Annotated in this window: 20 protein-coding genes; 14 read left to right on the forward strand and 6 right to left on the reverse strand. The window is 63.2% G+C overall.

Going from position 1 to position 20,786, the window contains the following annotated elements:
- The first annotated feature begins 120 nt into the window (after positions 1 to 120).
- Positions 121 to 1,818 carry an MFS transporter gene (locus ACBG85_RS10520; protein WP_042922151.1) on the forward strand — a complete coding sequence of 566 codons (1,698 nt, stop codon included), beginning with the start codon at positions 121 to 123 and terminating at the stop codon, positions 1,816 to 1,818.
- Positions 1,819 to 1,879: 61 nt separating this feature from the next.
- Positions 1,880 to 3,190, forward strand: coding sequence for an HNH endonuclease signature motif containing protein (locus tag ACBG85_RS10525; RefSeq protein ID WP_063316644.1), 1,311 nt, complete (start codon positions 1,880 to 1,882; stop codon positions 3,188 to 3,190).
- A gap of 109 nt (positions 3,191 to 3,299) precedes the next feature.
- Here the strand turns inward: ACBG85_RS10525 and ACBG85_RS10530 are convergent, their stop codons facing one another.
- Genes ACBG85_RS10530 through ACBG85_RS10540 form a run of 3 tightly spaced genes read right to left on the reverse strand, consistent with a single transcriptional unit; the run spans position 3,300 to position 5,936 of the window.
- Positions 3,300 to 3,941 carry a nucleoside triphosphate pyrophosphatase gene (locus ACBG85_RS10530; protein WP_007731146.1) on the reverse strand — a complete coding sequence of 214 codons (642 nt, stop codon included), beginning with the start codon at positions 3,939 to 3,941 and terminating at the stop codon, positions 3,300 to 3,302.
- A 16-nt stretch (positions 3,942 to 3,957) separates the two neighbouring features.
- Positions 3,958 to 4,299 carry an acyl-CoA carboxylase subunit epsilon gene (locus ACBG85_RS10535; RefSeq protein ID WP_007731147.1) on the reverse strand — a complete coding sequence of 114 codons (342 nt, stop codon included), beginning with the start codon at positions 4,297 to 4,299 and terminating at the stop codon, positions 3,958 to 3,960.
- Entirely contained in the window at positions 4,296 to 5,936 is a 1,641-nt protein-coding gene (locus tag ACBG85_RS10540) for an acyl-CoA carboxylase subunit beta (RefSeq protein ID WP_372027429.1), read from the reverse strand. The genes ACBG85_RS10535 and ACBG85_RS10540 overlap by 4 nt, the downstream gene beginning before the upstream one ends.
- Before the next feature lie 115 nt (positions 5,937 to 6,051).
- On the opposite strand from ACBG85_RS10540, the gene ACBG85_RS10545 reads away from it, so the two are divergent.
- The 5 genes from ACBG85_RS10545 (at position 6,052) to ACBG85_RS10565 (ending at position 10,308) form a co-directional block, all read left to right on the forward strand.
- Positions 6,052 to 6,906 carry a biotin--[acetyl-CoA-carboxylase] ligase gene (locus ACBG85_RS10545; RefSeq protein WP_003940755.1) on the forward strand — a complete coding sequence of 285 codons (855 nt, stop codon included), beginning with the start codon at positions 6,052 to 6,054 and terminating at the stop codon, positions 6,904 to 6,906.
- A 118-nt stretch (positions 6,907 to 7,024) separates the two neighbouring features.
- Complete coding sequence (locus ACBG85_RS10550) at positions 7,025 to 7,600, forward strand: HdeD family acid-resistance protein (RefSeq protein WP_007731150.1); 576 nt, start codon at positions 7,025 to 7,027, stop codon at positions 7,598 to 7,600.
- 74 nt (positions 7,601 to 7,674) lie between these two features.
- Positions 7,675 to 8,241: a PH domain-containing protein gene (locus ACBG85_RS10555; RefSeq protein ID WP_003941034.1), complete on the forward strand. Its 567-nt coding sequence runs from the start codon at positions 7,675 to 7,677 to the stop codon at positions 8,239 to 8,241.
- A 37-nt stretch (positions 8,242 to 8,278) separates the two neighbouring features.
- Positions 8,279 to 8,959: a response regulator transcription factor gene (locus ACBG85_RS10560; RefSeq protein WP_003940916.1), complete on the forward strand. Its 681-nt coding sequence runs from the start codon at positions 8,279 to 8,281 to the stop codon at positions 8,957 to 8,959.
- Positions 8,960 to 8,985: 26 nt separating this feature from the next.
- Positions 8,986 to 10,308 (forward strand): HAMP domain-containing sensor histidine kinase, encoded by a 1,323-nt coding sequence (locus tag ACBG85_RS10565; protein WP_007731154.1) that lies wholly within the window; start codon positions 8,986 to 8,988, stop codon positions 10,306 to 10,308.
- Between the two features lie 25 nt (positions 10,309 to 10,333).
- Here ACBG85_RS10565 and ACBG85_RS10570 read toward each other — a convergent pair whose 3' ends face one another.
- Positions 10,334 to 10,933 carry a GtrA family protein gene (locus tag ACBG85_RS10570; RefSeq protein ID WP_047271714.1) on the reverse strand — a complete coding sequence of 200 codons (600 nt, stop codon included), beginning with the start codon at positions 10,931 to 10,933 and terminating at the stop codon, positions 10,334 to 10,336.
- Positions 10,934 to 11,124: 191 nt separating this feature from the next.
- Between ACBG85_RS10570 and ACBG85_RS10575 the strand changes: the two genes are divergently transcribed.
- From ACBG85_RS10575 to ACBG85_RS10605, 7 genes are all read left to right on the forward strand, one after another.
- Positions 11,125 to 12,324 carry a 5-(carboxyamino)imidazole ribonucleotide synthase gene (locus ACBG85_RS10575; RefSeq protein WP_249786034.1) on the forward strand — a complete coding sequence of 400 codons (1,200 nt, stop codon included), beginning with the start codon at positions 11,125 to 11,127 and terminating at the stop codon, positions 12,322 to 12,324.
- On the forward strand, positions 12,308 to 12,820 hold the full coding sequence (purE, locus tag ACBG85_RS10580; RefSeq protein ID WP_039973205.1) for a 5-(carboxyamino)imidazole ribonucleotide mutase: 513 nt from the start codon (positions 12,308 to 12,310) through the stop codon (positions 12,818 to 12,820). The genes ACBG85_RS10575 and purE overlap by 17 nt, the downstream gene beginning before the upstream one ends.
- Positions 12,821 to 12,827: 7 nt before the next feature.
- Positions 12,828 to 13,205 carry a hypothetical protein gene (locus ACBG85_RS10585; RefSeq protein WP_058039082.1) on the forward strand — a complete coding sequence of 126 codons (378 nt, stop codon included), beginning with the start codon at positions 12,828 to 12,830 and terminating at the stop codon, positions 13,203 to 13,205.
- Between the two features lie 35 nt (positions 13,206 to 13,240).
- Complete coding sequence (locus ACBG85_RS10590; RefSeq protein WP_030535022.1) at positions 13,241 to 14,428, forward strand: sensor histidine kinase; 1,188 nt, start codon at positions 13,241 to 13,243, stop codon at positions 14,426 to 14,428.
- 35 nt (positions 14,429 to 14,463) lie between these two features.
- The gene (locus ACBG85_RS10595) at positions 14,464 to 15,156 is read left to right on the forward strand and encodes a response regulator transcription factor (protein WP_003940960.1); all 693 of its coding nucleotides are present in this window, start codon (positions 14,464 to 14,466) and stop codon (positions 15,154 to 15,156) included.
- Between the two features lie 134 nt (positions 15,157 to 15,290).
- Positions 15,291 to 16,088: an ABC transporter ATP-binding protein gene (locus tag ACBG85_RS10600; protein ID WP_003940882.1), complete on the forward strand. Its 798-nt coding sequence runs from the start codon at positions 15,291 to 15,293 to the stop codon at positions 16,086 to 16,088.
- Positions 16,085 to 18,535, forward strand: coding sequence for an ABC transporter permease (locus ACBG85_RS10605; protein WP_372027434.1), 2,451 nt, complete (start codon positions 16,085 to 16,087; stop codon positions 18,533 to 18,535). The genes ACBG85_RS10600 and ACBG85_RS10605 overlap by 4 nt, the downstream gene beginning before the upstream one ends.
- A gap of 3 nt (positions 18,536 to 18,538) precedes the next feature.
- Here the strand turns inward: ACBG85_RS10605 and ACBG85_RS10610 are convergent, their stop codons facing one another.
- A complete protein-coding gene (locus ACBG85_RS10610; RefSeq protein ID WP_372027436.1) occupies positions 18,539 to 19,252 on the reverse strand; it encodes a TIGR03089 family protein in 714 nt (237 codons plus the stop codon).
- Positions 19,253 to 19,290: 38 nt separating this feature from the next.
- On the reverse strand, positions 19,291 to 20,775 hold the full coding sequence (locus ACBG85_RS10615; RefSeq protein WP_037125651.1) for an LCP family protein: 1,485 nt from the start codon (positions 20,773 to 20,775) through the stop codon (positions 19,291 to 19,293).
- Positions 20,776 to 20,786: the final 11 nt, after the last annotated feature.

Consider the following 20,786-nt stretch of genomic DNA (forward strand, 5'->3'; position numbering starts at 1 on the left):
AGCCTGCTCTGAAAATGGGCAGACGACGAACTATCCCATCTGGGGGACTGAATTGTCCGAAATACTACAATCTAAACAAGAACAGGTTCTAGAAGCGTTGTGTTCGATTAGGATCATTCGGTGCTTCCGGACCCTTTAGGTGACGCTGTCGGCGCCGACCACAAGGGCGGGCGGCGAGCTGGTTCTCTGACGCCCTGGCTCGGGTTGGCGACGAGTCTGGCGGCGGCATTCATGCAATTGCTCGACGCGACCATCGTCAACGTCGCGCTTCCGAGTATCGCCGTCGATCTTCAAGCAGGCGTATCGGCGCAGTTGCTCATGGTCAGCGTGTACATCCTGGCTTTCGCGTGTTCGTTGATCACTGCAGCGCGGCTGGGGGACCTGTTCGGCCGTAGAGTTGTTTTTCTGACCGCCCTGTCCGTATTCGTGGTTGCCTCGTTGCTGTGCGGACTCGCGCAGAGCGCGACGATGTTGATCGTCTTCCGGGGTCTGCAAGGATTGGCGGCCGGTTCGATGTCCGCCCAGACGTTTGCCATCATCTCGGGCCTGTTTCCGAAGGCCAGGCATCCGCGAGTCTTCGGGATCTACGGTGCGACCATCGGGCTCGCAACGGTCAGCGGGCCTCTGATCGGTGGGCTGCTGATCGAGTGGAATCTGTTCGACTGGGGCTGGCGCCTGATCTTCTTCGTCAACATCCCGATCGGCATCGCCGCCTTGATTCTCGGATATTTCCATCTCGTCGATGCTCGCGCTGAGCATGTGCGCTCACTGGACCTCATCGGCGCCGCACTGTCATCACTGGCGCTGTTCCTGCTGATCCTTCCCCTGGCCGAGGGAAGGGCGCGCGGATGGCCCACAGGTCTTGTCGTAATGCTCGCGATGTCGGCGCCGGTGGCAGTGGCGTTTGTGCTCTACGAATCGCGTTTGGCGAAACGAGGCGGCGATCCGGTCCTTCGTCTCGAGCTTTTCCGCGACCGAGCCTTCACAATCGGCGCGGTTCTTGCGTTCGTTTTCTTCGGAACCCTGACTTCCTTGATCTTCACCATCAGTCTCACCCTTCAGTTCGGCTTCGGGTTCTCCGCATTGCGAGCGGGCGTCATGACGCTGCCGTGGGCCGTCGGAATGGGCGTGGCGGCGGTTCTCTCATCGGCGGTGTACCGGATGCTCGGAAACCGTGTTCTGATCCTGGGGATGGTCGTCTTTGCCGGCTCGCTGATCGCGCTGTCGATCATCCTCGAACGCGAAGGAACCGATCCACGCTGGCTCGCGCTCGCCGGTCCGCTGCTTCTCGGTGGCGCAGGTCTCGGACTGTTCGTGGCACCACTGCAAACCGCGATCCTTGCGACGGTCGAACCCGCGCACGCGGGTTCGGTGTCGGGATTGCTTCCTACCGTTCAGCAGGTTGGCAGCTCCATCGGACTGGCCTTGATCGGAGTGGTGTTCTTCTCGCTCGTCGCGGGGCAAGCTCCGCAAGCAGTGCAGGGGGAGCGGCCCGAGTACGTTGCGAACCTTGAAGCTGCCGGCGTTGGTCCCGGCCTGATCGACATCGCCGAAAAGGCCTTTGTCGATTGCGCGACAAGCCAATTGGCATCCGGAACACCGATGGAGGTGGCGCCGGAATGTCGCCGGGACGGCTCCGCCGGTGCCGGGGGTCAATCCGTTCAGGTGGCAGTTGATGCCGCGTACGCATCGACTCGCGCGGCGGCCGGCGAAGCATTTCTCGAAGCGCAGCGCCGTGTGCTCGCGATCATCGCAGCAATTGCGCTCGGTATCGGATTGGCGTCGACTGCTCTGCCGCGGGTCAATTCGCCGGTCTGAAAATTGCCCTTGACTCGAACGGGTGTTCGAGTACCCTGTGTGCAGGGGATCGGGGGATTCAATGAGTGTCTTGTTGTCGGATGTGGTGTCGGGTTCTGCGGTGGGGTTACGCGGACGGTTGTGGCAGTTGTCTGCTGCAGAGTTGCGCGCTGCTGCGGTGTCGGCGAGTGCGGAGATTCTGCGCCTCGAAGCTGTGCGTGTGGCGGTGGTGGACGAGTTGTCGTTGCGCCCGGATGATCAGGTGATTGCCAGTCGCGGGGTGGGTGCGTGGTTGGCGGCCAACACGATGCTGCAGGTTCGGGACGGGAAGAAGATCGCCGCTCTCGGTGCAGCGTTGCGGCCGTTTCCGGCGGTGGCGGCTCGGTTCGATTGCGGGGATTGCTCGTTCGAGCACGCGGTGTTGATCGTGGCGTTCTGCGAGTCACCGCCGAAGGGGATGCCGGAGGACGCGCTCCCTCGCTGTATCGATTTGTTGTTGGCTGCTGCGTCGGGTGTGGAGGCGACGACGACGAAGGTGCGGAACGTGATCGCGACGTTGGAGCGGTTGTTCGAATCGGATGAGATCCCGCCCGCTGAAGATGTCGATCTCAATGAGTTGCGGATCGCGTCGACGTTGAACGGACGGGTGGTGGTGCGCGGCGATTTCGATGCCCTGACCGGTGAAATGCTGCTGTCGGCGTTGTCGAATCTGACGATGCCCACCCCGGCACCGGACGGGACGCCGGATTCTCGGTCGGCGGCGAAACGGACCGCGGATGGGTTCACCGAACTGATCCGGCGTTATCTCGATTGCGCCAAGACTGGTACCGATGGTGGTCAGCGTCCGCATGTGAACGTGCACATCAATGCTCGTGATTTGGCTGAGCATCGGGATTGTGCCGCACAGTCTTCGGATTCGGGTGATGACGGCTCACTGGAGCTGTCCGATCTTGATGTCGGGCACATGCCCTGGCTGGGACCGCTGTCGGTGTCGCAGACCAGGCTTCTCGGGTGTGATTGTTTCCTCTCCACGGTCCTGCTCGACGATCACGGCGCGCCGCTCGATGCGAAACCAGGGAAGAGGTTGGTCACCGCCGAACAGCGAGTGGCGTTGATTGCCCGAGACAGAGGCTGTGCGTTCCCGGGTTGCACATGTGTACCGGCGTGGACCGATGCGCACCATATCCGGCACTGGGCCAACGGCGGGCCGACGGTGATGAACAATCTGGTCCTGCTGTGCCGTTCACATCATCGGTTGATGCACCGGAAATCAGGGTTCGTCGGGAAGTGGGCGATTCGGATCGGTGTCGACAACAAGCCCTGGTTCATTCCGCCGCCCTCGATCGACCCCGGACAGCAACCCAGGCCGGCGAACACCACCTTCAAAACCTGAAGGGTCAAACCTTTTCGGTGACAACAAAAACGACCAGCTTCGCATCGGCATGGACCCGATGCGGGGCTGGTCAGTGGTGCTTGGAGAAAACGTGCTTGGAGAAAACGCGTCAGAAGATGCTCTGCGTGCGCCAGAGATCCGAGACGGAAACCCCGACACGCTCGAGAAGTGTTCGTACCAAAGGTAATCCGATACCGATGACACTCGAGGGATCACCCTCGATCCTCTCCACGAACCAGCCGCCGAGACTGTCGAGCGTGAATGCTCCGGCGACTTGGAGCGGCTCGCCCGTTGCCAGGTATGCCTCGAGATCCTCGGTGGACGGTTGCGCGAAATGAACCACTGTTGCGCTGTGATCCGAGGCCATGCGGACGATGCGGCCGTCGGCGACGCGTAGGACACAGTGCCCGGTCAAGAGAGTGGCGCTGCGTCCGGCCATTGCGGCCCATCGCTTACGGGCGATATCGACGCTGCCCGGCTTGCCTTGAAGTTGCCCGTCGATCAGGAGCATCGAATCGCACCCGACAACGACTACGTCGGTGAGATTGTCGGCGGCAAGACCGGGAACGATCTCGGCGGCCTTGGCCTCCGCCAGTACCGTCACGACTTTTTCGGGGGCAGCGTCGGGTCCGAGGTTGTCGGCGATCTTGTCCTCGTCGACGCCGGAGACACGCACAAGCGGCGAAACCCCGGCCGCCCGCAGAACTGCGAGGCGAGCCGGGGACGCTGAAGCTAGAACCAGTTGAGTCACGTCAGCAGAGTGATCGTCAGCTGCGACGGATCGCGGGGTTCAGGTACGCGTACGGCGAGAACGGCGCACGCGTGCGGTGGAACTGAGTCGGATCGCCCCAGGTCTCCGCGGGAACGTTCGACTCGGGAGCTTGACCGCTGCCGGCAGCCGCAGCAAGCACGCTGACCAGTGCCGCGATCTCGACGTCCGTGGGCGAACCCTTGACGATCTTGATGACCGACGCGTCGGAGGTCGACGTCTCGGTCAGCTCCGTGAGCGAAGCATCCGTCGCGGTTCCCTCGACGACCGCACCGTTGGTCGGTGCAGTCTCCGCCAGTGCGACATCTTCGCTGAGAATGTCCTCGGTGGTTGCGGTCATAGGGGAATGTTCCCATGCTTCTTGGGCGGAAGGGAAACGGCCTTGCGCTCTAGCAGTCGCAATGCGGAAACGATTTGTCCGCGGGTGTGCGACGGAGGAATGACAGCGTCGACGTATCCGCGCTCAGCGGCGACGTACGGGTTGACGAGGGTGTCCTCGTACTCGTTCTGCAGCTTGAGGCGCAATGCATCGACGTCTTCGCCGTTCTTCGCGGCTTCGAGAAGCTGCTTGCGGTAGACGAATCCGACTGCTCCGGATGCACCCATGACGGCGATCTGAGCGGTCGGCCATGCCAGGTTCACGTCGGCGCCCATGTGCTTGGAGCCCATGACGTCGTACGCTCCGCCGTAAGCCTTGCGGGTGATGACCGTGATCTTGCCGACCGTTGCTTCTCCGTATGCGTAGATGAGCTTCGCGCCGCGCCGGATGATGCCGTTGTATTCCTGCTCGGTTCCGGGGAGGAAGCCGGGAACGTCGACGAGGGTGATGATCGGGACGTTGAACGCGTCGCAGGTACGCACGAAGCGAGCGGCCTTCTCCGAGGCGTCGATGTCGAGGCAGCCCGCGAACTGGGTGGGCTGGTTGGCGACGATGCCGACCGAGCGTCCGTCGACGCGACCGAAACCGACGATGATGTTCATCGCGCGCTCGGCCTGGACCTCGAGGAACTCGTCGTCGTCGAGGATGCGACGGATGACCTCGTGCATGTCGTACGGCTGGTTGGCCGAGTCCGGGATGAGGGTGTCGAGTTCGATGTCCTCGGCGGTCAGGCTGTCTTCGATCGAACCGACGATGGGGTCGGTGATCTCGCCGCGGGGAGCCGCTGCCTGGTTGTTGGACGGCAGGTAGCTGAGCAGGTCCTTGACGTAGTCGAGTGCGTCCTGCTCGCCGGAAGCGACGTAGTGGGCGACGCCGGACTTGACCATGTGGGTGCGAGCACCGCCGAGGTCTTCCATCGTGACGTCTTCACCGGTGACCGTCTTGATGACGTCGGGGCCGGTGACGAACATCTGGGAGGTCTCGTCGACCATCACGACGAAGTCGGTCAGTGCGGGGGAGTACACGTGTCCGCCGGCGGCGGGTCCCATGATCAGTGAGATCTGGGGGATGACACCCGAGGCCTGGACGTTGCGGTGGAAGATCTCGCCGTAGAGGCCGAGCGAGACGACGCCTTCCTGAATGCGCGCGCCTGCACCTTCGTTGATGCCGACGAGGGGCCGTCCGGTGCGGATCGCGAGGTCCATGACCTTGACGATCTTCTCACCGTAGATTTCGCCGAGCGATCCGCCGAAAACGGTGGCGTCCTGTGAGAAGACACAGACGTCGCGGCCGTCGATGGTGCCGTAACCGGTGACGACGCCGTCGCCGACCGGGCGGTTGTCAGCGAGACCGAAGTTCACACTTCGGTGCCGTGCCAGTGCGTCGAGTTCGACGAAGGAGCCCTCGTCGAGGAGGGCGGTGATGCGCTCGCGGGCGGTCAGCTTGCCTTTGGCGTGCACCTTGTCGATGGCGGCTTCGCCGCTCGGTGCCTGCGCCTGGGCTTGGCGATTCCGCAGGTCCGCGAGCTTTCCCGCGGTCGTGTGGATATCGGGTGCGGCCGCCGCCTCCGGCGCGTTCGGCTCTTGGACAGTGGTCATGGACGTGAGCTTAACGAGAGTGCGTGGGGGGCTTCGAAGGCAGGTCCGATTGTCGCTGTCTTGCAGGCTCAAGCTACTGACCAGTACATTCTCGCCGTCGTCATAGGCTGGGGCTATGTGGACCGACTTGAACCGACCGCCCCTCGACGGCAATGCCCTACGACGCGCACTGGTGCGCAGTGACAACGACGACGCGCGCGTTTTCTGGAACCGCCTCGACGTTGTCGAGGAGACCGGTTCGACGAACGCGGATCTCCTTGCGCGAGCGGCAGATCCGGATGCCGACCGTCACGTTCTGATCGCCGAATATCAGGCGAGTGCCCGTGGCCGTCATTCGCGCACGTGGGTGAGTCCGCCGCAAGCGCAGATCTCGATGTCGGTTCTGCTGTCGATGCCCGGAATGAATCTCGCGGACATGGGTTGGCTCCCGCTACTGTCGGGAATCGCGGTCGTCGACGCGCTGCGCAACGTGGCCGAAGTACCCGCAGAACTCAAGTGGCCGAACGACGTTCTCATCGGTGACAAGAAGGTCGCCGGCATTCTGGCCGAGGTGGCGAGGACGGCGCCCGATCCCGCGGTGGTGGTGGGGATCGGGCTGAACGTGAGCCTCGGCGTCGAGGAGCTGCCCGTCCCGACCGCTACGTCACTGCTGATCGAAGAAGCATCGACTGTCGACCGCGACACTCTCGTTCGCGCAATCGCCCGTGAATTGGCGACGCAATTCCGTGCTTGGGAATCGTCGAAATGGGATACATCTGTGTTGGCTGCCGAATACCGGCAGCGCTGCGGGACGCTGGGCAAACGAGTCCGCGCGGTTTTGCCGGGCGACAAGGAGGTGTTCGGTATCGCGACCGACGTCGACACTTCCGGACGCGTCGTCATCGAAATCGAGGGAACAGATGGGGAGACCTTTGCGGTCGCAGCAGGTGATATCACGCACCTTCGCGCCGCCCCGGTCACCGAATCGTGAACGTTGCCGGATTTTCTGGCACCAAAGTGCTAATTTTTGGCCCGGACCGGTTTTCGAACCAACCGTCCGTCCTTCATTTCACTCAACTGCGGGATTTACCGAGCTGCCTAGGGGCGTCATGACCACACCGATCGTTGTTCCGACCGAAGCCGAGACGGCCGAGAGCGCTCGCCGCGTACTCACCGGCGTGACGGTGCTGCTCGGTGTCCTCACATTGGGCCTGGGTATCGCGGTACTCGCGTGGCCGGATGCCACCCTGTTCGTGGTCGCGGTTGTCATTGCGATCCAGCTGTTCGGATTCGGAATCGTCCAGATCATCCGTTCGTTCGCGGACGTGACGGCTTCGGGTGGAACTCGCACGCTCGTCGCGATCTCCGGCGCGTTGGCAGTGCTCCTCGGATTCCTGGTTCTCCGTAGCCCTCTGCAGACGGTGGTTCTGATCGCATTGGTGATCGGTGCCTGGTGGGTATTCCGTGGCGTTCTCGATCTGGTCGACGCGGCGTCCGGGCACACCGTTGATCGCGGTCTATCGATCGTGCTCGGAGTCATCAGCATCGTCGCGGGTGCAATCGTCCTTCTGCAGCCCGAACTTTCACTCGACGTCTTCCGCATCGTGGTCGGCGTGTGGATGGTGCTGTACGGCATCATCATCGTCGTGACCCCGTTGGTGCTGCGAAAGCTCGCGCAGCCCTGAGCGTTGCCCTGAAGGCGGGTGTGCCTGAAAGTCGGTATGCCTGAAAGTCGGTGCGGGGTGGCAGACTTCCCGTCATGGGATATCCCGAAGACGCCCTCGCTCAGGACGAGGAACTGATACTGCATCGCCATCCTCATTGGAAGATGTTGGTGCTTCCGGCGCTGACGTTCGTGCTTGCGACGGCCGTCGCCGGGTTCTTGTTGGGCCTCGCACAGACGAGATTGGACGGCACGGCTCGCACCGTGTCGTCCATTGCCGTCGGAATCATCTGGCTCGGTGTCGTGGCCTGGCGGTCGGTTGCGCCCTTCACGGTTTGGAAGTTCACGCATTTCATCGTCACCGATCGGCGAGTGCTCATCCGCCACGGAGTGCTCACGCACACGGGTATCGACATTCCCATGGGACGGATCAGCAATGTTCAGTTCCGTCACGGCCTGATCGATCGAATGCTCAAGACCGGAACTCTGGTCATCGCATCTGCCAGTGACGATCCGCTCGAGTTCGACGACATTCCTGACGTCGAGCACGTTCACGCCCTGCTATATCACCAGGTTTTCGATTCCATGCAGCAGCCACCATCGCAGGCACCGCAGTGGCCGTCAGGTGAAAACGACGACCCGAATGATCGAAATGGCTGGTAATCAACGTGCAAAGGCGTGTTGTCCGTAGTCTGTTCGTGTGACTGCCGTATTGCTAGCCGAAGACGACGAGGCCATTGCTGCACCCCTTTCCCGCGCCTTGGGGCGTGAAGGGTATTCGGTGACGGTCGAACCGACCGGACCCGCTGCGTTGCAGCAGGCGCTCGAAGGTGATTTCGACCTGTTGATTCTCGATCTCGGCCTTCCGGGCATGGACGGCCTCGAGGTCTGCCGACAGATTCGTGCGCATCGCACCTCGCTCGCCGTGCTGATGTTGACCGCCAGGACCGACGAAGTCGACTTCGTGGTCGGGTTGGACGCGGGCGCCGACGACTACGTCAGCAAGCCGTTTCGTCTCGCCGAGTTGATGGCACGTGTGCGAGCACTCCTGCGTCGCCACGGTGGCCGCGAGGACACGATCGTCGAGGTCGGTGGCATCAGGCTCGAGCCCGCGGCACGACGCGTACTCGTCAACGGCTCCGAAATCGCCTTGGCCAACAAGGAATACGAGCTTCTGCGGGTCCTCCTCGAGCACGCCGGGGAAGTGGTCTCGCGCGATACGATCCTTCGTGAGGTGTGGGGCGACGTCGAGCTTCGTGGATCGAAGACGCTCGACATGCACATGTCGTGGCTGCGCCGCAAGATCGGCGACGAGGGCCCCGCCGTGGAACGCAGGATTGCCACCGTCCGCGGTGTCGGTTTCCGAATCAACACCGACTAACTTCTCGAGAATCAGGAACTGCCGGCATGCGGCGTCGCATATTGCAGTCGATTCTCGCTGTCGTGATCATGACGGCGTTGCTGCTGGGGGTTCCGCTGATCTACACGGCGTGGCTCTGGGTGGAGGACGTGACGCGAAGTGATCTCCGGGTGCGCCTCGACCGGATGGCCGCTGAGGTCATCGCGCAAGAGGGGACGAACGGACTCGTCGAAGGTGCGTTGAACACCGATTCGCTCAAGGTTCTCACCCCGAACGACGGGCGCCTCGTCGTCGTGTATCCGACCGTCGTCGACGGCGCCGCACGCGTCGACGTCGGTGAGGCGACGGTCAAGAACGCACTCGTCGAATCGCTCGCGATGGGAACGTCCGGCTCGTTGCGTCTCGAGGTGCCGTCGGAGAACCTGCGCACCCAGCAGAAGCAGGCGGTGATGGCTGTCGGCGTGCTCGTGCTTCTGTCCATCACGGCAGGCACCGTGGTTGCTGTGGTCACTGCGCGTCGGCTGGCCGATCCGCTGCAGGATGTGGCCGACCGGGCGGCGCGCCTCGCCGAAGGCGACTTCCGGCCGGATCCTCGTCGGCACGACATCCCCGAACTCGACCGCGTGTCCGACGTCCTCGATGCGGCAACCGTGGAGATTTCGGTGCGGCTGCAACGAGAGCGCGCGCTGGTTGCGGACGTCTCGCATCAACTGCGCAGTCGACTGACTGCAGTGCGGCTGCGCCTGGACGAGTTGTCCGTTCACGAAGATCCTGACGTCGTGAACGAGGCCGAGGAAGCCATGGCGCAAGTGGACAGGCTCACCGACGGCATCGACGACCTGATTCGCTCGTCGCGCACCAGTGGGTCATCGGCGAGTCTGGTGTCGGTAGTCGGCGAGCTGGAACAGGTGACTCGCGACTGGCAGGCTCAGTTCGACGGAGAGGGACGCAGGCTGCGCCTACGCGGCGATCGCACGGTGATGGCTGCGACCACAGGTTCGCGTCTGCGTGAAGCTGTTTCCGTTCTGGTCGACAATTCGTTCGAACACGGTGAAGGCACGTGCACGGTGTCTGTGCGATTGATCGACGGTACGGGTCGCAGTTCGTCTCGCCGTGACTCGATGGTGTGCGTCGAGGTCACCGACGAAGGCTCCGGTGTGGAGAACGATCTGGCGCCGCACATCTTCGACAGAGGATTTTCGGGGGCGGGGTCCACCGGCGTCGGGTTGGCGCTCGCACGTGCACTGATCGAAGCCGACGGGGGCCGCCTGGAACTGCAGAGGCGTAAGCCTGCCTTGTTCGCCGTCTTCCTGCCGGTGGCCAACACGGCGCCGACCGCGGACGTCGTTCCGCACCGCGAACCGCGCTGACCGAAAGGCCGCGCAGACGGAAAACTCAGGAGTGCCCGAGCTCCTCTTCGGCGTCAGGAATTACCGGCTCAGGCGCTGTGGTTCCGGATAACGCCGTGGTTTCGGGCAACCCTGTGGTGTCGGACAGTTCGAGCGGTTCCGGATTCTCGTCGGGAAACACGAACTTGCGGAAGGCCCAGAATCGGAACGCCATCTGCAGCAGGTTGCCGATGACATATGCACTGATGAAGTCGGCGATGTTCTCCGTCGCCAGGCTGACTTCGGGTGCGCGCAGGTTGAAGACGTAACTGGAGATGTACAGCGGGATGAAGCTGATGACGACACCGATGGCGCTGATGATGAAGAACAGCGCAGCTTCGTGCGCTGGTTCACGGCCACCACGGTTCTTGAACGACCACTCGCGGTTGAGAATGTACGACGCGATCACCGCGACGACGCCGGCGATGATCTTGGCCGTGATCGGCTTGGATTCGAGGATCGACAGCTTGAGTGTGTAGAAGATGCCCGAGTCGATGAGGAAGGTCGTTCCGCCGACGATCGCGAATTTGATCAGCTCGCTGTGACGCAGAGCGATGTCACGAAACGGTTGGGGTATGCGGGCAATGACCCCGTCGACAAATGGCACAACAGACGAGTTTACGAAACGAAACCGCGTTACCACCAATTTGCCGCGGATTCATCAGCAGAATCACAGATTGGGAACGCTGAATGAACGGGCGAACGCGGCACATGACAACATAGAGAGCCGTGACCGGCAACAACGATCCCGCGCAGATCCCCGCCCGCCCGACCACCCCTCGACCGGCAAAAGCATCCATGCCCGTCGTCACCATGATCGGTGGCGGACAGTTGGCCAGGATGACTCACCAGGCGGCGGTGGCCCTGGGCCAGACGCTCCGAGTGCTCTCCGGGACTTCGGACGAGCCGGCAGCTCAGGTCAGCCCCGACGTCGTGCTCGGCAGCCACACCGACCTCGACGCTCTTCGACGCGCAGCGGTCGGTTCCAACGCGTTGACGTTCGACCACGAGCACGTGCCCACGGAGCATCTCGAGGTTCTTGTCGCCGAAGGCGTGAACGTTCAGCCGCCGCCGCAGGCTCTGATCTTCGCTCAGGACAAACTGCTGATGCGTCGCAAACTTGCTGAACTGGGCGCGCCCGTACCTGCGTACGCCGAAGTGACGTGGGCAGAAGACGTCGTGCGTTTCGGTGCGCAACACGGTTGGCCGCTTGTCATCAAGGCAACTCGCGGAGGCTACGACGGCCGCGGAGTCTGGATCACCGACGATCAGGACGAAGCAGAGGCCATCGTCACCGAGCAGCTGGACAAGGGTGTTCCGCTGATCGTCGAGGAAATGGTCTCGATGCGTCGGGAACTGTCCGCCATGGTCGCGCGGTCGCCGTTCGGCCAGGGCGCTACGTGGCCGGTCGTAGAGACCGTTCAGCGCAACGGCCAGTGCGCCGTCGTGATCGCACCTGCTCCCGCCCTTTCGAGCGCCGTTGCCGAGGAAGCCGAACAATTGGCGTTGCGCATCGCGTCCGAGCTCGGTGTTGTCGGCTCGATGGCCGTCGAACTCTTCGAGACGACTGACGGCACTCTCGTGGTCAACGAGCTGGCCATGCGCCCGCACAACTCCGGTCACTGGACGATGGACGGCGCACGCACCTCTCAGTTCGAACAGCATCTGCGTGCAGTTCTCGACTACCCGCTCGGCGAGACCTCGCCGATCGCACCGGTCACGGTGATGGCAAACGTTCTCGGTGCACCGGAAGCGCCCGAGATGACGATGGACGAGCGTGTCCATCACCTGTTCGCTCGGATGCCCGACGCGAAGATCCACCTGTACGGCAAGGGTGAGCGCAAGGATCGCAAGATCGGTCACGTCAACATCGTGGGCGGCGCCGGATCCATCGACGATCCGAATTACGTTGCCGCAGTTCGGGAACGCGCCGAGCGCGCAGCACATTGGCTTTCGTACGCAGTTTGGACCGACGGATGGGATGTACACGGTGAGTGAGAGCGCGCAGGTCGGCCTGATCATGGGCAGCGATTCGGATTGGCCGACCATGGAAGCTGCAGCCGAAGCTTTGGCCGAGTTCGGTATCCGCTTCGAGGTCGGTGTCGTCTCGGCGCACCGCACGCCTCAGCGGATGCTCGACTACGCCAAGGAAGCTTCCGGCCGCGGAATCAAGGTCATCATCGCCGGTGCCGGTGGCGCCGCGCATCTTCCGGGCATGGTTGCCTCGGCCACGCCGTTGCCCGTCATCGGTGTTCCGGTGCCGCTCAAGTACCTCGACGGTATGGATTCGCTGCTTTCGATCGTCCAGATGCCGGCCGGCGTCCCGGTGGCGACAGTGTCGATCGGCGGCGCTCGCAACGCCGGTCTGCTGGCTGCTCGGATTCTCGGTGCTTCGGATCCCGCACTGCAGCAGCGGATGGTGGCGTTCCAGGAGAGCCTCGAGTCGATGGTGCTCGACAAGGACAAGGCGCTCCGCGAAAAACTGCTGGGCTGATCTTCTCGTGTGTGCACGACGCGGGCTGCCGCTGATCCGAGCGAGTCGGGGCAGCGCGCAGTCCGCGTTCGTCACCCGCGTCGCCCTGCTGTACGCCAGGATTCTCGGCGCGGACATCCGCTTCGACGACGAGTTCGGAATCTTTGTCGCCTCCGGACTGCGCTGCGGGTTCGCCAGAGGCGGAACAACTCTCGGTGGTGTATATCTCACGCGGCGGAACACGACTCGATCCGTCCTTCGTCACGAGGCCGTTCATGCAGACCAATGGGCCAGGTACGGAATCATATTCGGGTTGTTGTACCTGCGTGAGGAACTGCGTCATCGCGGGCCGCGCAACCGCTTCGAAATCGAGGCCGGTCTCGAAGACGGCGGTTACCGCACCTGAGTGAAAGCTCGTCAGTAAAAGCTACTCTTGGCGGCATGGCTCGTTTTCCGACTAGTGAACGCTTCGTCCGCTGGAGCGCGGAACATGCTCGCGGTGTGGACATCTGCATTGCGACGGTTGCCGCACTGTTCAGCGTTGTCGTTGCGGTCGAGGCGAGTCCGCTGGCGGTGTTCATCTCGCTGGGTATGACCGTTCCGTTGGCGTGGCGACGCTCGCGCCCCGAACTCTCCGGCATGGTGATCGCAGGGTTCGCAGTTCTACACGTGATCTTCATCGGCAACACACTGCTCGCATCGGCCGTTGTCGTCCCCATCTCCCTGTACGCGCTGGCCGCCTATGGTGCTCGGTGGAGTTCACTCACCGGGCTGGTGCTCGCGTTGCTCGGCTCGATTGCCGGGACTGTTCGATACTTCGGCTACGACGGAATCCCGGTGTCCTCGCAGGTCATGCAGTCCGTGGCCGTCATGATCTTCATGCTCGCGGTCTGGGCGTTCGGTGATTTGCGTCGAGTTCGTACCAAACAATTGGAAGGTCTGACCGAGCGCGCACGGTTGCTCGAACTCGAGCGTGCGCAGGAAGCGGAAATCGCGACGATCAGCGAACGCTCGAGGATTGCGCGCGAGATGCACGACATCGTCGCGCATTCGTTGACCGTTGTCATCGCTCAGGCCGACGGTGGACGCTACAGCGCGGCCAAGGATCCTCAGGCTGCAATTCAGGCACTCGAAACAATTGCCTCCACCGGCCGCCAAGCGTTGACCGACATGCGATCGCTGCTGTCCGTCCTGCGTGAGGACACGCCCCGTGATTTCTCGGTGATCCCGGGCGCCGGCGACATCGACAGTCTCTTCCACGAGTTACGCAGCAGCGGACTCGACATCGCCGTCAGCGTGACCGGGGAACCACGCGAACTCTCTGCGGGTGCGGGGTTGACGGCGTATCGCATCGTGCAGGAATCGCTGACGAACGTTCTCAAACATGCGGGGCCTGGAGCACAGGCGAGCGTCGAGATGACATGGGCTGAAACCGAACTCGTTCTCGGTATCACCGACGACGGACGAGGCGGCAGCGCCGCGCTGGTCGAATCGTCACCAGGCGGACAGGGACTGATCGGAATGGCCGAGCGAGCCAAGCTGCACGGAGGCAAAGTGACCGCCGGACCGAAATCAGGCGGCGGATACAGCGTCCGGGCCGTCTTGCCGTACGAACGAACGTCTGGGTAGGTCTTGAAACGTCCGAAGGTCTTAAGGTGAGTGGCATGGACGAACACGTGGCTCCGATCGCAGTGGCACTGATCGACGATCAGCAGCTGGTCCGCGCAGGTTTTCGAATGGTCATCGACTCACAGCCGGATCTGTCGGTGGTTGTCGAGGCTTCGGACGGTCAGCAGGCGTTGACCGAGTTGGCCGCCCGTCATGTCGACGTCGTTCTGATGGATGTCCAGATGCCGAAGATGGACGGCATCGAGGCGACTCGTCGGCTCCTGGCCGACCCCGATGCGCCGAAGGTCGTGGTGCTCACCACCTTCGACAACGACGAGTACGTGATGTCGGCTATCCGGGCGGGCGCCAGTGGTTTCCTGCTCAAGGACGTGCCACCGGAGCAGTTGCTCGACGCCATCCGCACCGTGCACCGCGGGGACGCGGTGATCGAAGCCCGGGCCACTCGGCGACTGCTTCAGCACGTCGGGCCACTCCTGGAAGGCTCGGCGCCCGAAGCGCAGTTGCCCGAAGAGTTGACGCCGCGCGAGGTCGAGGTGCTCGAAGCCATGGCGTACGGGCTGTCGAATTCGGAGATCGCTGCAAAATTCCACGTCTCCGAGACGACAGTGAAAACCCATGTCGGACGGGTTCTTTCGAAGACTCATTCTCGTGATCGTGTACAGGCAGTCGTCTTCGCCTTCCAGATCGGACTTGTCCGGCGCGCAGATCTCCTCGGCACCGAGGGCTGACACGCCGCCCTGTCCAGTCCTACCCCGGGATGACACCGGGCTCTCCAAGATCGCCCCGCACTCCGACGCGGAGACCACTTGCGCTGCAATAACGTCGATTCCGTCATAGCGAGAAGCTTTACGGAGGGCAAAAAATGCATGCGCACACCACGACGGAACCAGCCGCAGTGCCGGCGATCACTGCCCGCGGTGTCACCAAGGTGTACGGCACCGGTGAGACCACGGTTCACGCGCTCGGCGGAGTCGACGTGGACTTCGGTCGCGAGCGGTTCACCGCGATCATGGGCCCGTCCGGCTCCGGAAAGTCGACGCTCATGCACTGCCTGGCCGGACTCGACACGGTCTCGGGTGGGCAGGTTTTCCTGGGCGACACCGAAGTCACGAAACTCGGCGACACGGAGCTCACCGAACTGCGACGCGAGCGAATCGGATTCGTCTTCCAAGCGTTCAACCTGCTACCGGTGCTCACTGCTCGGGAGAACATGCTGCTGCCGATGAAGCTGGCAGGTAGTGAACCCTCGCCCGAGTGGATGGACGAGGTGATCGGAAAGCTGGGCCTGTCGCAGCGCCTCGGCCACCTGCCGCACGAGTTGTCCGGCGGTCAGCAGCAACGTGTAGCTGTCGCCCGTGCATTACTGCCCCAGCCCGACGTGATCTTTGCCGACGAGCCTACCGGCAACCTGGATTCCCGTTCCGGGACAGAGGTTCTGGGACTCTTGCGCACCAGTGTCCGGGAGACCGGTCAGACGGTCGTGATGGTGACACACGATCCGGTGGCGGCGTCGTACGCGGATCGAGTCGTGTTGATCGCGGACGGGCGTATAGCCGGAGAGATCGACCATCCCACCGTCGACTCGGTGATCGGTGCCATGCGAGCTCTCGGTGCCGACGACCTGGCCGATGTTCCTGCAGTTTCGGGTGCATTGCGATGAGAGGTCTGGCTTTTGCGCAGGCGCGGGCACACGCCGGGCGCTATGTGGCGTCGATACTCGCGGTGGTGATCGCCGTCGGATACATCGTCGCGACGTTGACTTTGAGCTCGACGGTCGACGCGAGTGTGAGCAAATCACTTGCGACGCAATACGAAACCACAGATGTCGTCGCGTCCGGTCCAGGCGTGACGGAAGCTCTGCTGAGCGCGGTGCCGGGCGTCTCGGCGGTGGCCGACGACGTGTCGACGTATGTTCGTGTCGACTCCGAGGCAAAGGGCGCGTCCTACGGGGATGCGCTCTCGATTGCCGACAATCCCGAATTGCGTTGGGAGAAGGTGTCGGAGGGATCGATTCCGGCCGGTCTGGGGCAGGTGTTGGTGAGCGCGGACTCCGGGATACCGATCGGTGCCCGAATCACAGTCACGGCACGGGATTCGACGGTCGGTGCCGCTGCACCCACCGCGGAGGTAGTCGGACTGGTCGACCTCTCCGGTTCGGCGCAACGACTAGGCGGGATCAAGATATTCACCACCGCCGAGCAGGTGAGCGCGTGGGCCGGTGACAGTGCCGAACGTGAGTTCCGTGTCGCCGGTGACGGTTCACGCTCTCAGCAAGAACTCGTGGATTCGATCTCGAGCGCGTTGCCCGCGGACTCCACCGTGCTGACCGGCGACGAAGCCACAGACAACGCCGCAGCCGAATACATGGGCGGCACCAAGATCCTCAGCACGGTGTTGCTCGCCTTCGGCGCCATCGCCGTTGTTGTTGCCGCGCTGGTGATCGCCAATACATTTGCCGTGCTGCTCGCGGCGCGCACTCAGGAACTTGCGTTGCTGCGATGCGTCGGCGCCACGGCCAAACAGGTTCGCCGGAGCATTCGCAGTGAAGCCGCGGCGGTCGGCGTGATCGCCTCGGTGATCGGCGTCGGACTCGGTGTCGGACTTGCCTGGGCAATCGGTCGCGTAGCAACGGCCGCAGATGTGCCGGTTCCTCTTTCGTCACTGAGCGTCACCCCGGTGACCGTGCTCGTCGGTCTTGCCGTCGGCATCGTGATGACGATGCTCGCTGCATCTGCGCCCGGGCGGGCGGCAACGAGGCTCTCCCCGCTGGCAGCACTGCAGCCGATGGAGTCCAAGCCCGAGAGCGTTCAGGTATCGGTGGTGCGCCGGGTTCTCGGCGTCGTGATCCTGCTCGCGGGCATCGCGATGACCGTCCTGGGAGTGACGAATCAGCAGGTGCCGGCCGCAACCGCCGGTGGACTGTTCTCGTTCCTGGGGATCGCGGCACTGTCCGGTCGAATCGTGCCTGCACTGATCAATGCGGCCGGCGGAGTGTTGGCGAGACTGATCGGTCCGGTGGGAAGCCTGGCAGCAGGCAACGCCGGTCGGAACCCACGCCGCACCTCGGCGACAGCCATCGCATTGTTGATCGGTGTGGCCTTGACGAGCACGCTCGTCGTGGGAATCGCGACGGTCAAGGAAGCCGCACCCGCGGCGATGGACAGTCAATTCCCCGTCGACGTCATGGTGAGCAGTTCCGGTTCGGCACCGCTTCCCGCAGGGTTGGGCACAGACATCGCCGCGGTCAACGGTGTCGGCGCGGTGAGCGGTCTGGACAAGGCCGAACTGACGATCGACGGGCGCGGTTCGTTGGCCGGATTCGGCGTCGACGCTGCTCGGGTGAAAGATGTTCTGCGTACCGAGATCTCGGTGCCCGCGGCCGGTCAGTTGGTGCTCTCGCCCGCTGACCTGACCGAATACAAGCTTTCGGCGGGCGATACGGCGACGGTGCGTGGGGATCGCGGCATCGTGAACGTCAGCGTGGTCGAGGGCGTGAAAGGTCAACCAGCACTACTGGATCGAGGCGATCTCGGTGCAGCGGCCACCGCGCCGACCACCGATTCGTACTGGGTAAGGCTGGGGACGGATACTGACGAACAGGCTTTGGCCGCCACCGACCGCATCACCGAACTGGCACGCCAGGAAGCGCCGGGCAGCGATGTTCAGGGCATGACCGAGATGCGTTCAGCTCTCGATTCGATCCTCGACACCATGCTCATGGTGGTTGCCGGATTGCTGTCGGTAGCGGTGTTGATCGCTTTGATCGGCGTCGGAAACACCATGGCACTGTCCGTTCTCGAACGGCGCCGCGAATCCGGACTGCTTCGCGCACTCGGTCTGACCAAGAAGGGAATTCGAGCCATGTTGATCTGGGAAGCGCTGCTCGTGGCAGGAGTCGCATCGGTGATCGGAGTGCTGTTCGGGATGGTGTTCGGTGTAGCCGGTACCGCATCGGTTTTCGGGATCGAGGACGTCGCCCTCAGCGCAGTGCCGTGGGTGCAGTTGGTAGCCATCGTGTTGATCGGCGGAATCTGCGGTGTGATCGCGTCACTGCTCCCCGCTAGGCGGGCGGGGCTGGTGTCACCGGTGACAGCTCTCGCGAGCTAGCGTTCAGAACTGTTTCGTGACCTTCTCGGTGCCCACTCGGCGCGCGGTAGCTTCCGCGTCCGGGTGGGCCACCTGCACGAGTGAGGCACCCGCGGCGAGAACTGCCAGAAGCCCGTCGATCAATTCGTCTGCCGTGTCCCACGTGCGACTGGAGAGGACACGATCCGTCGACACCAATTCGACGTTCTTCGCCGATGCCCGTGCCGCGTCGATCGTGTCCGCTACGGACCGGCCTTCCAGCGCCGAACCGGCCCCGGCGCTACGGAACTGGTCGCCGTGCACACGGATGGAGGTTGCGTAGTCGGCGACGCCGAGCGGAAGATCGCTCAAACCTTTGCCGAACGCGTCGAGGGAGAGTGCGGCTACTTCCGGTACGTCCGCAACATCGTCCAGTCGGTCGGCAGTGACAAAAGCCAGTTCGGCGTCGGCGTCGGGGGAGAGGACCACCTCACCGCCTGCCCACCACACACCCAGCAAGACGGCGACGCTCTGCCAGTGCGCGGGAAGCAGCACGGCAACTTTGCTGCCGGGCTCGAGGGCGAACTCGTCGCGGACCATATTCGCTGTCTTTGCCGCCCAGTTGGCCAGAGTGCTCGCAGACAATTCGATGCGCTCGCCGGTGGCGTCGTCGTAGTAGGTCACGCGAGGGCCGGCCGGGTCGGCAGCCAGGATCGGTCCGAGGAGGGCGTCGGTCAGGTTGTCTACAGGCGAAGGCACGTCGTCAGCTTACGCAGCCGTTCAGTTCACACAATTTTTCAGTTGACACAGCGCGGGCCGTTGGAGGCCGCGTCGATCGGCGGGCCGGGAGGGGCGGGAGTGGGGCTGGTCTCGGTGGTGCTCGACGATTCAGTCGTGCTTGTCGCTCCTTCGGGCGGGGATACCGCGTCCGCGGACTGCGGGCCGCTGTAGTCCTCGGCAATGACAACCCGAACCTTGCCCGAGGACAATGACGAATCCGCCTTGACCGTCAGACCGCCGAGTGCCTCGGCCACCGCGAGTGCTGCGTCGTCGTCCGCGGACTTTGCGAACACCGTAGATTCGGTGACGTCGGAGCCGGTGTTGTTGCCGACCTGACCCTGCTTGTATCCGAGGGCACTCAACGCTTCGGAAACCCCGCTGGCCAACCCTGCGATGTCACTGGCGTTTGCGACGTCGACAGTGATCGAGGACGCATTCACCGTGGTCGGTGCTTCGGAGGTCTCCTCCGAGTCCTCGCTGTCGGCGCCGACCAATCCCGCGATGTACTTCTTGACGGCCTTGGGATCGACCTTGACGATGGACTCGCCGTAATCGGTCATGCCGTTGATGTCGAGAACGGGAATTGTCTCGAATTGCACCTTGCCGCCGGCCAGATTCTGCAACTGCTTGGCGAACTCGATGATGTCCCAGTCGTCGTCGATCACGACGGAACGCTGGACAGCCGAGGTCAGCTGACTGAGCTTGCCGGGGTCACTGAGGGTTTTTGCGCTGAGTACCTTGCTGACGAGAGAAGCCATGAACACCTGCTGGCGAACGATCCGGTCCAGGTCGCCGCGAGGAAGATCGTGTCGTTGTCGCACGAAGCTCAGCGCGTCGGCACCGTCGAGTGTCTGTTTCCCGGCCGCGAAATTGGCTCCGGACATCGGTTCGTCTACCGGCGCGTTGAGGCACACGTCGACTCCGCCCACTGCGTTGGTCAGCAGGACGAATCCGAGTAGTCCGACTTCGGCGTAGTGATCGACGGTGATGCCGGTCAGATTCGCCACCGCTCCGATGAGCGCGGTCCGGCCGGCTTCCGTCGACTTCTTGTCTGCGTCGCTGTCGGACGACCCGTTGTTGACCAACTTCAGCCGTTCGGTTTCCTTGGTGGCACCGAACGCGGCGTTGATCTTCGACATACCGATACCCGGGACGTTGACGTACGCGTCGCGGGGAATCGAGATCGCGGTCGCGGAACTCCCGTCGTTGGGGACGCGGATCAAGATGATGGTGTCGGTATTGGACGCAACTTCCTCACCTGCGCGCAACGAGTCGAGCTCGCTTTGTGAGAGCGGGTTGCCGTGCGCGTCCGTTCGACTGTCCGTTCCCACCATCAGAATGTCGATGGCGCCGTCCTTGCCGCCACCGAGGCCGAGTCCGCTGGCAGTGGCAAGGCTGTTTCTCAACGAGTCCACACCCCGCCACGCGAACCCGGTGACCAGCAGTACGAGCACGGACAGCACCGCGACCGCTATGCGAGCCGGGCTCGTCTTGGTCCGAATCGGCGCAGGTC

Origin of the sequence: Rhodococcus sp. NyZ502 (assembly GCF_041464245.1) — a bacterium.
Classification (GTDB): Bacteria; Actinomycetota; Actinomycetes; order Mycobacteriales; family Mycobacteriaceae; genus Rhodococcus_F; species Rhodococcus_F qingshengii.